This window comes from Streptomyces sp. E2N166, assembly GCF_003671715.1.
In the GTDB taxonomy this organism is placed as follows: domain Bacteria; phylum Actinomycetota; class Actinomycetes; order Streptomycetales; family Streptomycetaceae; genus Streptomyces; species Streptomyces thinghirensis.
Map to the genome: position 1 here is coordinate 406,119 of NZ_RAIF01000018.1, position 9,814 is coordinate 415,932.

At 74.4% G+C, this 9,814-nt stretch carries 6 protein-coding genes and 1 pseudogene; 5 read left to right on the plus strand and 2 right to left on the minus strand.

Annotated elements, in window-relative coordinates:
* Positions 1–38 precede the first annotated feature (38 nt).
* Positions 39–737: a pentapeptide repeat-containing protein gene (locus EBH09_RS16175; protein ID WP_193776342.1), complete on the minus strand. Its 699-nt coding sequence runs from the start codon at positions 735–737 to the stop codon at positions 39–41.
* Positions 738–890: 153 nt separating this feature from the next.
* Between EBH09_RS16175 and EBH09_RS16180 the strand changes: the two genes are divergently transcribed.
* The 3 genes from EBH09_RS16180 to EBH09_RS16190 all read left to right on the plus strand — a co-directional run bounded on the left by EBH09_RS16180 (position 891) and on the right by EBH09_RS16190 (position 4,649).
* Positions 891–2,051: an NAD(P)-binding protein gene (locus EBH09_RS16180; protein ID WP_121747698.1), complete on the plus strand. Its 1,161-nt coding sequence runs from the start codon at positions 891–893 to the stop codon at positions 2,049–2,051.
* A gap of 47 nt (positions 2,052–2,098) precedes the next feature.
* Entirely contained in the window at positions 2,099–3,079 is a 981-nt protein-coding gene (locus tag EBH09_RS16185; RefSeq protein WP_121747699.1) for a zinc-binding dehydrogenase, read from the plus strand.
* A 67-nt stretch (positions 3,080–3,146) separates the two neighbouring features.
* Positions 3,147–4,649: an MFS transporter gene (locus EBH09_RS16190; protein WP_121747700.1), complete on the plus strand. Its 1,503-nt coding sequence runs from the start codon at positions 3,147–3,149 to the stop codon at positions 4,647–4,649.
* Positions 4,650–4,743: 94 nt separating this feature from the next.
* On the opposite strand, the gene EBH09_RS16195 is transcribed toward EBH09_RS16190, so the two are convergent.
* Positions 4,744–6,153, minus strand: coding sequence for an FAD-dependent oxidoreductase (locus tag EBH09_RS16195; protein WP_121747701.1), 1,410 nt, complete (start codon positions 6,151–6,153; stop codon positions 4,744–4,746).
* Positions 6,154–6,294: 141 nt separating this feature from the next.
* Here EBH09_RS16195 and EBH09_RS16200 point away from each other — a divergent pair, with 141 nt between their 5' ends.
* A complete protein-coding gene (locus EBH09_RS16200; protein ID WP_121747702.1) occupies positions 6,295–7,176 on the plus strand; it encodes an aminoglycoside phosphotransferase family protein in 882 nt (293 codons plus the stop codon).
* 118 nt (positions 7,177–7,294) lie between these two features.
* Positions 7,295–9,814: pseudogene (locus tag EBH09_RS16205) on the plus strand (hypothetical protein); the annotation flags it as partial.

Genomic DNA, 9,814 nt, shown 5'->3' on the forward strand with positions numbered 1-9,814 from the left:
CGCCTCGGGCCCCGCTTCGCGCCGGCGCCCCGCCCGCCCTACTCCCCCGCCAGCACCCGCACCCCCAGCTCCGCGGCCAGCACCGGCGCCAGGTCCAGCAGCTGGGCCGGGCTGATCACCGCCCCCGACAGCCGGTCCACGCCCCGGGCCAGCTCCAGCGGGGCGGCGCCGCGCAGGTCGACGTCCGTGAGGGTCGCCGCGCTGAAGTCCGCCCCCGTCAGGGCGCAGTCCACGAACTCGACCCGCTCCAGGCGGGCGCCCCCGAAGTCCGGCTCGACCAGCACGCAGCTCTCGAAGACGACGTCCTTGAGCCGGGCCCGGCGCAGGTTCAGATAGTCGATCTTGCCGCCGCGGATCAGCACGCGTTCCAGGGCGGCGCCGTGCAGCTGGGTGCCGCCCAGACGGGCGTCGACCAGCTCGACGTCGCGCAGGGTCGCCTCGGCGAGCCGCGTACCGACGCCCCGGACTCCGCTGAGGACCGAGTCGAGCAGCCGGGCCCGGGCCAGGGACGCCTCGTCCAGCGCGCACCCCGTGAGCGCGCAGTCCATGAAGCGGGCGCCGACGCCGTCCTGACCGGCGAAGTCGGTGTCCCGGAACTCCAGCCCGTCGTAGTCCCCGTCCGGTTCCAGCTCCCCTCCGTCGTGCGGCTCCAGCGGCGGCAGCCGCAGCTCCGGGCGCCGTGCCGCCCGCACCTTCGTCGCACCCGTACCGCCGCCGCCCGCCGCTCTCCTCGCCATGCCCCCATGCTGCACCCCGGCACTGACAACCCGTTCCGACCTGCGCGAACACCTTCTCTCCCGGCCGCATGTCACATTCCGCACCCCCGTGGCCGTCGTACTCGCAGACAGGCACCACACCAGGCGACCCCGACCCGAGGGAGACCCCGAGCCATGCATCGCATCACCGTCATCGGCGGCGGCTTCGCCGGACTGACCGCGGCCATCACCGCCGCCGAGGCGGGCGCCAAGGTCACCGTCCACGAGGCACACCACACACTCGGCGGACGGGCCCGGACGGCCGACGGCCGGTACCGGACCAACGACGGCCCGCACGCCCTCTACAACGGCGGCCCGCACTGGGCGTGGCTCAAGCAGCGCGACCTGATCGGTCCGCTCGCGCCGCTCCCGCCGCTGGAGGGGGCCCGGCTGCGGCTGCGCCACAAGGGCGTACTGCGCCGCACCCCGCCCTTCGCCATGCTCAGACTGCTGCGCCGGGGCGCCGCACAGGCACCCGTGGACACCGACTTCCTGACCTGGGCGACCGGCGTCGCGGGCGAGGAGGGCGCCCGGGCCGCCGCCCACTACTGCGCCGTCGCCCTCTTCCACCACGACCCGGGGTCGCTGTCCGCCGCCTTCGTGCAGGAGCGGCTGCGCCGGGCCACCAAGCTGCCGCCCGAGGCGCACTACCCGCGCGGCGGCTGGTCCGGGGTGATCGACCGGATGGCGGCCCTCGCGTGGAACCTCGGGGTCCGGGTGGAGACGCTCTCCCGCGTCGACTCGGTACCGGCCGGCTCCCCGGTCGTCGTCGCCACCTCTCTGGACGCCGCCCGCCGCCTGCTGGGCGACCCCGCGCTGACCTGGCCCAGCGGCCGCACCACCCTGATCGACCTGGCGGTACGGACCCGGCGCGGCGACGCCTTCGCGGTCTCGGACCTCGACGCACCGGGCTGGATCGAGCGGTTCACCGCGCAGGACCGCACGCTGGCCCCGGCGGGCGAGCAGCTGATCCAGGGACAGATCCCCATCGCGCCCGACGAGTCGAGGGCCGACGGCACCGCCCGCGCCGAGCGGCTGCTCGACCTCGGCTACCCCGGCTGGCGCGAGCGTCTCACCTGGCGGCGCGAGGCGATCGCGAACGGCCGTACCGGCGCCGTCGACCTGCCCGGCACGACCTGGCGCGACCGGCCCGCCGTCGACCGCGGCGACGGGGTCTATCTCGCCGGTGACCAGGTCGCCGCTCCGGGTCTGCTGTCGGAGGTGTCGTTCAACAGCGCGCTGACGGCGGTGTCCCTGGCCCTCGGCCGGCGGGAGCTTGACCTCAAGCATGCTTGAGGTCGTTGGGTGGGACGCACACAGCCCGCCTCACCCTGGGGGATCCCATGCGCGCCATCCGCCTGCACGCCTTCGGCCCGGCCGAGAACCTCACCCTCGACGAGGTCGAGGATCCGCGGCCGGGCCCGGGCCAGGTCCGGATCGCCGTCCGCGCGGCGGGCGTCCACCTCCTGGACACCGCCCTGCGCAAGGGCCTCCAGGGCCCGGCGCCCGAGCTTCCCGCCCTGCCCACGGTCCCCGGCCGCGAGGTGGCGGGCGTCGTCGAGTCCCTCGGGGAGGGCGCGCCCGAGAGCCTGCTCGGCGTGCGCGTCGTCGTACACCTCGGTTTCGCGCCCGGCGGCTACGCCGAACTCGCCGTCGCCGACCACGCCCGGCTGCACGAGATCCCCGGGAACCTGGACTTCGCCGAGGCCGTCGCCATGATCGGCACGGGGCGCACGACGATGGGGATCCTGCAGTTCGCCGACCTCGGCCCCGATTCGGTGGCCGTGATCCCGGCCGCCGCCGGCGGTATCGGCACCCTGCTCGTGCAGTACGCCAAGAACGCCGGCGCCACGGTGATCGGGCTCGCCGGCGGCCCGGAGAAGACCGCCCGCGTCGCCGCGAACGGCGCCGACCTCGCCGTCGACTACCGGGACCCGCGATGGCCCGCCGAGGTCCGCGCCCACCTGGGCGGCGGCGGTGCCACCGTCGTCTTCGACGGCGTCGGCGGGGACGTCGCCCGCGAGGCCGTCGCCCTGCTCGGCTCCGGCGGCAGGCACCTCGTCTTCGGCTGGTCGGGCCAGGGGCTGCACGACGACGCCCCCCACCTCGTCGACGGCCTCTCCCAGCAGGTGCTCGGCCCGGTGATGACGGAGAAGGCCGGCGGCCCCGATCCCGTACGCACCCTGGAACTGCGCGCCCTCACCGAGGCCGCCGAGGGCCGGCTCGCCCCGGCCGTGCACCGCTTCCCGCTCACCGCGGCCGCCGCCGCGCACCGCGCGCTGGAGACCCGGGCGACGACCGGGAAGGTGGTCCTGGAGCCATGAAAGGCGGCGGGTACGGCCACTTGCGCAACGGGATGCGATACGCCCCGTTTCATGGTCTTCTGGCCAGATGAGTGGCACCCGGACAGGTGGGCCTGCCGCGCCCGCGGAGACCGACCCCCGCCGCTGGTGGGGGCTGGTGGTGATCGCCTTGGCCCAGCTGATGGTCGTCCTCGACGCGACCATCGTGAACATCGCGCTGCCCTCCGCGCAGCGCGACCTGGACATGTCCGACGGCAACCGCCAGTGGGTGATCACCGCCTACACCCTCGCCTTCGGCGGTCTGCTGCTGCTCGGCGGCCGGGTCGCGGACCTGGTGGGGCGCAAACGCACCTTCGTCATCGGGCTGATCGGCTTCGCCGCCGCCTCCGCGCTCGGCGGCGCCGCCACCACGTCGGCGATGCTCTTCGGCGCCCGCGCCCTCCAGGGAGTCTTCGCCGCCGTCCTCGCGCCGTCGGCGCTGTCGCTGCTGGCGACCACGTTCACCGAACCGAAGGAGCGCGGGAAGGCCTTCGGCATCTACGGCACGCTGGCCGCCAGCGGCGCCGCCGTGGGTTTCATCGTCGGCGGTGTACTCACGGAGTACCTGAACTGGCGCTGGTGCCTGTACGTCAACATCCCCATCGCCGTCGCCGCCGTGATCGGCGCCTTCCTGCTCCTGCACGACCGCCCCGGACACACCGGCGCCCGCCTGGACGTCCCCGGGGTCGTCCTCGGCTGCGGCGGCCTGGTCGCGCTCGTCTACGGCTTCAGCGAGGCGCAGCCCCGCGGCTGGACCGACCCGCTGGTGCTGGCGCTGTTCGCCGCGGGCGTCGTGCTCCTCGTGGTCTTCGTCTGGTGGCAGACCCGTGCCCCGAGCCCGCTGCTGCCGCTGCACATCATCCGCGACCGCAACCGCGCCGGCTGCGTCGTGACGATGATGCTGGCCGTCGTCGGCATGTTCGGGCTCTTCCTGTTCATGACCTACTACCTCCAGGAGATCCTGCGTTACTCGCCCCTGAAGACCGGCCTGGCGTTCCTGCCGATGACCGCCGCGATCCTCGTCGGCTCCACCCAGATCTCGGCCCGGCTGCTGCGCCGCGTGGGCCCGCGCATGCTGATGGTTCCCGGCATGCTCCTCGCCTCCGGCGGCATGGTGATCCTCACCCAGATGACCGTGGACTCGGCGTACGCCACCGCGATCCTGCCCGCCCTGCTCCTGATGGGCCTCGGCATGGGCCTGACCTTCATGCCGGTCTTCTCCACCGCCACCGCCGGGGTCGCCCCGCGGGACTCCGGCGTGACCTCGGCGACGGTCAACACCGCGCAGCAGGTGGGCGGCTCGATCGGCACGGCGCTGCTCAACACCATCGCCACCAGCACCAGCGCGACCTACATCACCTCCCACCTCACCGACCCGTCCCAGCGGGAGTCGGTCGTCCGGGAGGGCATCGTCCACGGCTACACGGTCGCCATCTGGCTGGCCGCCGGCATCATGCTGCTGGCCGGCCTGGTCGCGGGCCTGATGGTGACGGCCAAGGCCCCGAAACACGGCGCCCCGGCCGACCGGCCGGTGCCGGAACCGGTGGCATAGGCCTTGGAGGGAAGGGGCCCCGCCGCCTGCCGTCCGCCGGGCCACTGCGAGCGGTCGGTCCGCGTCCGGGGCGTGCGTCCGCGCGGGTTCGGTCTCAGCTCCGGCCCGCCACCCGGTCCGCGATCCGTGCCAGCCGGGACGACCCCGCGCCGTGGCTCGTGCGTTCGCGCCGGTCGGCCTCGCGGTAGACGGCGTACATGCCCTGCACGCCGAGCCAGCGCAGGGGCTCCGGTTCCCAGCGGCGTACCCGGTGGTTCACCCAGGGCAGGTCGGTGAGGTCGGTTCGGCCGCCCTGGCCCGAGTCGTGCTGGACCAGGTCGCACAGGGTGCGGGCGGCGAGGTTGGCGGTGGCGACGCCGGAGCCGACGTAGCCGCCCGCCCAGCCGAGGCCCGTGGAACGGTCCAGGGTGACGGTCGCGCACCAGTCGCGGGGTACGCCGAGGACGCCCGACCAGGCGTGCTCGACGCGGAGTCCGGCGAGGGACGGGAAGAAGCGGACGAGGATCTCGCGCAGCGCCTCGACCGTCGCCGTCTGCGTGGTGCCGTCGTTGTCGGTGCGGGAGCCGAAGCGGTACGGCACTCCGCGCCCGCCCAGCGCGATCCGGCCGTCGGCGGTGCGCTGCGCGTACATGTAGGCGTGCGCCATGTCGCCGAGGGCCTGCCGGTCCGCCCAGCCGACCGACTCCCACTGCGCGTCGGTCAGCGGCTCGGTGGCGATCATCGAGGAGTTCATGGGCAGCCAGGTCCGCCGCTGGCCCTTGAGGGAGGCGGTGAAGCCCTCGGTGCAGCGCAGGACGTAGGGAGCGCGGACGGTGCCGTACGGGGTGACCGCGTGCCGGGGACGGATCTCCGTCACCGGCGTCGACTCGTGGATCGTCACGCCGAGGCGCTCCACGGCCGCCGCCAGGCCCTTGACGAGTTTCACCGGGTGCAGGCGGGCCCCGTGCGGGGTCCAGGAGGAGCCGACCGCGTCCGCGACCCTGATCCGCTCGGCCGTCTCCCGGGCGCCGTACAGCTCCCGGTCCTTCTCGCCGTAGGCCAGTTCGGCCTCGTGGAACGCCTTCAGCCGGGCCGCCTGCGCGGGGGTGCACGCCACTTCGAGCACTCCGCCCTTGTGGACGTCGGCGTCGATGTCCTCGGCTTCGGCGGCACGGATCACCTCGTCGACGGTGTCGTTCATCGCCCGCTGGAGGCGCACCGCGGCCTCGTGGCCGTGGAGTCCCGCGTACCGGTCGCGGCCCGCGATGCCGTTGTAGAGCCAGCCGCCGTTGCGGCCGGAGGCGCCGTAGCCGCAGAACCTCTGCTCCAGGACGGTGATCCGCAGGAAGGGGGCGGCCTGCTTCAGGTAGTACGCCGTCCACAGGCCCGTGTATCCGCCTCCGACGATCGCCACGTCCGCCGACGCGTCGCCGGCGAGCGGCTCGCGCACCGCCGGCGGGAGACCGTCGTCCGCGTACCAGAAGGAGATGCCACCGTTGACGACGCCGCTGGTCGAGCTGCTCATGGCAAGGACGTTAGCCCTGGTGAACGGCGCCTGTCTCCTTCGGATTCCGTCGAATTTCCGGGCCTGCTGAGGCGGGAGGGGTGCCGTCGGCGCCGGATAATCCGGTGACCGCCGGGCCGCCCGCCGGTAGCGTCGGACGACGTGATCGACGTTCCGGACGCGCTCGCCGTCTCGCAGGCGAAGTACAACGGTGCGGCGGGCCGCGCCTTCATCGACGGGCTGCCCGCGCTGGCGGCCGGCTTCCTGGACCGCTGGGAGCTGCGCCTCGACGGGCCCTCCATGCACGGCTGGGCGGCCCTGGTGCTGCCCGTCGTGCGCCCCGACGGCGCACCGGCCGTGCTCAAGCTCCAGATCCTCGACGAGGAGACCGAGGGCGAGCCCGTCGCCCTGCGGCTGTGGGACGGCGACGGGGCGGTGCGGCTGCTCGACCACGACCCGGCCACCGGCACCATGCTCCTGGAGCGCCTCGACGCGTCCCGCATGCTCAGTCACGTCGAGGACTCCCGCGAGGCCGTCCTCGTCATCGCCCGGCTGCTCGCCCACCTCACCGCCTCCCCCGCGCCGCCCGGCGTGCGCCGTCTCGGCGACATCGCGCGGGGCATGCTGGAGCGGACGCCGTGGGCGCTGGAGCGCATCGCGGACCCGGCGGACCGACGGCTGGTCGCCGACTGCGCCGCCGCCGTGCGCGAGGTCGCCGACGAGCCCGGCGACCGGCTGCTGCACTGGGACCTGCACTACGACAACGTCCTCGCCGCGGACCGCGCCCCCTGGCTCGCCATCGACCCCAAGCCGCTGGCCGGCGACCCGGGGTTCGACCTGCTTCCGGCCCTCGACAACCGCTACGACCCCGGCGAGACCCGGTGGCGTTTCGACGCCATGACCGACGTCCTCGGACTGGACCGGGAGCGGGCCCGCGCCTGGTGCCTCGGCCGCGTCCTGCAGAACAGCCTGTGGAACGTGGAGGACGGCGACCCGCTGGAGACCGAGCAGCTGGAGATCGGGCGACTGCTGCGGACGGCGTGAACTGTCAAGGCCACCCGAATGCACCGTTGTTGAACACAAAAAGAGGTCTCGTCGACGATCTCCCCGAACCCGGTCACGTGCCCCGTACGGCCGCTTCCGCGTCCATACGCTGACGCGGGTGCGAGGACAGCGGCAGGGACAACGGCAGACGGACGAGCGCCAGGACGGCGCCCGTGGGCGGACGCCCTCGGTGCCCCGGGCGGAACGAGCGCGCGGCCTGGGTCAGGCCGGCGGGCCCGGGCCGCGCTCCAACATGCTCGCGCTCCAGCAGAGCGCCGGCAATTCGAGGGCCACGCGGGCGATGCGGCCGGGTACGGCCAACAGCGCGACCGCGCCGGGCAGGCCGGGCCTGGGCACCGTGACGGAGGCCGCCGAGCACGGCCTGACCCTCCCCCCGTATCTGCTGGGCCTCCAGGCGCCGGGGCTGTCCTCGACGTACGGGCTCACCGGGCACGAGTTCGTCCGCACCGTCGTGGCCGGCGCCGTCGCGCGCGCCGACGGCGCGGTCGCCGAGATCGCGGCGGAACTGGCCGCGCGGCCCGAGACGTTCTACGGGCAGGGCCGCGCGTTCGCCGTCGAGGGGGGCGAGGGGCGGGGCTGGTTCGACGTGACCGTCACCATCTCCCCCGCCACCGACGAACGGCCCCCGGAGATCGAGCCGGCCGCCCTCGCGCGGGCCCAGGAGGACGCCACCAAGGTCGACGTCCACCACAACTCGGCCGCCGCGGTGGGTTCCAGTTCGGGCGGCTCGGCGAGTTACGGCGCGGGCGGCACCTTCTTCGGGCTCGCCCCCGTCGCCCCGGGCCTCTACCTGGGCGGCGTGGGCATGGCGCAGGCCCAGCCCTGGCAGTCGTCGCAGGAGAGCCGCAGCCAGAAGGGCGTGGCCGAACCGCGGGTGCTGCGCAGCGAGTCGGGGTCGGTCGAGGTACCGCGCAGGGTGCGTTACGGCGTGCGGATCAGGCAGCAGGACGCGGCACCCGCACCGCCCGTGTACGGCACCGGCACGCTGACCATGCGAGTGCCGACCGAGAACCTCGTGCCGTACGACACCGCCGCGCCGCCACCGGCGCCGCGCGTCGACGACCCGGCCCTGGCCGGGCGCGTCCGGCACGCCGGTTCCCTCGCCCCCGTCGCCGTCACCGACGACGCCGGGCCGCACGCGGGCGGCGGCGGGCTGTTCGACACGGTCGCGTCCGTGCTGCACCCCTCGCTCACCGAGCCCGGCTCCCCCGGGCGGGCCCGCCTGTACGCGGCGACCTCCACCGCGGCCGTGCTGGAGGACATGCCCCGGCTGCTGGGCAACGGCGTCGTGAGCGACGACCTGACCGGGCCGGACCCCCGTACGGCCGGCGCGTACCGGATGAGCGCCCGGATCGCCGGTCTCGCCCCGGGCTGGGCCGCCGGCCGGACCCAGCTGCGCACCCACGCCCACGCCCAGCACACGGCCGCCGACGCGGCGGGCAAGGGGCGCTCCGGTGCGATCGGCGCGGGACCGGCCGTCGGAGTCGGCGTGGCCATGAACGCCGCCGTCGCCCGGGCCGGTGCGATGCCCACCGCCGCCGCCCGCAAGGCCCGCTTCACCCAGTACGACCAGACGACGGCCCGCCGGGTGGGCGCCGAGGTCCGGGGCGACAAGGTGCTCTACCTGGCCACCGTCGACCTCACCGTGGAGGGCACCGGGACCAGTTCCGCGAACATGCTGCTGGGCCGGGCCTCCCGAGTGGCCCGCCACTCCCTCCGGATGTGGATGACCCTGCGGGCGGACGAGGCGCAGGACATGGGGCTGCCACTGCCGCCCGGGGTGAGCGCCGGCCCGCTCGTCACCAGACCGAAACGGCGGCGGGAGGGAGCCGGAGGCGACCAGGAGACGGAGGAGGACGTCGAGCGTCACCTGCCGTTCGGGGCGATGGGGGCGAGCGTCGCGCTCGACAGGCTGGACACCACCGGCATGATCGCGTCCATCGAGAAGATGTTCGCCGCCGACCCCCGGCTGGAGGGCTTCCTGCCCCCCTTCGGCGACAAGCGGAAGCCGGGCGTTCCCGCGGCCCAGGCCCAGGCCCAGCGGCACAACTACCAGGAACTGGTCACCCGGCTCTCGGAGACCAACCTGAAGGCGAACAAGGACCAGTTGCTGTCCACGGGCGTACCGGTGCGGCTGCGCCGCAAGAGCCGTATGCACGCGCACGACGTGCAGATACGGGTCACCGGCACGCTCGGCGACGCCGAGTACGCCGGTGACATCGAGAAGTGGCTGGTGCGCAGCCACTCCGGCGTCAGCAGCAACCTCCAGAGCGGGCGGAGCAGTTCCCGGTCGGCCGGCTGGTCGGCGATCGGCCAGGTGCGGATCGTCCCCGGCGTCCTGACGGGCTCGGCCCGCCGCGACCGCAACCACGTCAGCGCCCGCCGCAACCAGGCCGGGCCCACCACGCGCAGCGACGTCCTCACCAACGGCTCCGAGGACGCGAGCGTCTTCTCGGCGCCGCTGAACATGCAGGTGCAGGTCACCATGACGCACCGGCAGCGCAAGGCCCGGCGCTCGGTCCTGCCCGGCTCACCGGGGCGCGACGTGCCCGAACCCGAGCGGATCGCCCGGCTGGACGTGGAGCAGCAGGACGTACGGCTGGTCACGCCGACGGAG

What these genes read in the sequence shown, in the direction of transcription:
- EBH09_RS16185 (WP_121747699.1), top strand. Translation starts at nt 2,099, where the DNA reads ATGCGCGCCATCCGCCTGCACGCCTTCGGCCCGGCCGAGAACCTCACC.
- EBH09_RS16175 (WP_193776342.1), bottom strand. Translation starts at nt 737, where the DNA reads ATGGCGAGGAGAGCGGCGGGCGGCGGCGGTACGGGTGCGACGAAGGTG.
- EBH09_RS16190 (WP_121747700.1), top strand. Translation starts at nt 3,147, where the DNA reads ATGAGTGGCACCCGGACAGGTGGGCCTGCCGCGCCCGCGGAGACCGAC.
- EBH09_RS16195 (WP_121747701.1), bottom strand. Translation starts at nt 6,153, where the DNA reads ATGAGCAGCTCGACCAGCGGCGTCGTCAACGGTGGCATCTCCTTCTGG.
- EBH09_RS16180 (WP_121747698.1), top strand. Translation starts at nt 891, where the DNA reads ATGCATCGCATCACCGTCATCGGCGGCGGCTTCGCCGGACTGACCGCG.